The 644-nt window shown below is 47.7% G+C and carries 2 protein-coding genes; both read left to right on the forward strand.

Annotation, left to right across the window (positions count from 1 at the left end; genetic code table 11):
• Positions 1–166 (forward strand): GntT/GntP/DsdX family permease (locus tag ACTHUR_RS15165; RefSeq protein ID WP_440399453.1); only part of this gene is annotated, 166 nt, incomplete at its 5' end.
• A gap of 90 nt (positions 167–256) precedes the next feature.
• Positions 257–644: gluconokinase, GntK/IdnK-type (locus tag ACTHUR_RS15170; RefSeq protein WP_440399451.1), on the forward strand; the 388-nt coding region annotated here is incomplete at its 3' end.

Below are 644 nucleotides of genomic sequence, written 5' to 3' on the forward strand. Positions count from 1 at the left end.
GGCAGGTTCCGTTGGTTGCAGCCACTTTAACGACTCCGGTTTCTGGCTTGTCGGCCGTCTGTTGAATATGGATGTGCCGACGACCTTGAAGACATGGACGGTCAACCAAACACTTATCGCACTCATCGGTTTTGCTTTATCGTCAGTGTTGTTTGTTTTGGTTTAATCGGAAGAACGGGCGGATAGTGTTTTTGAGATAACACAATCCGCCCGTTTTTAAATACCGTTAAAATCTAGATAAACAAGGAGTAGAAAAATGACGACACATTTTGTCATGATGGGCGTGTGCGGTTGCGGTAAAACCACTGCCGCGCTGTCTTTGCAAAAACATCTCAACCAATGTCCGTATGCTGAAGGCGACGATTTTCATACCCAAGCCAACCGCGATAAAATGGGTGCAGGTATTCCGTTAACGGATGAAGACCGCTACCCATGGCTCGGCAATTTGCGTGACTGGATGACGGAGCAGGCAAAAAATGGGGAAACATATTCCATCGTTACTTGTTCCGCACTCAAACGCCAATACCGCGATATTCTGCGTGGTGCAGAAGGGAAGGTGGCTTTTATCCATTTGACTCCGCCTCAAGCAATCAATCTTGAGCGTATGCTGTCGCGTCAGGGGCATTATATGAAAGCCGGAATGC

This window comes from Neisseria sp. P0021.S007 (assembly GCF_051956855.1).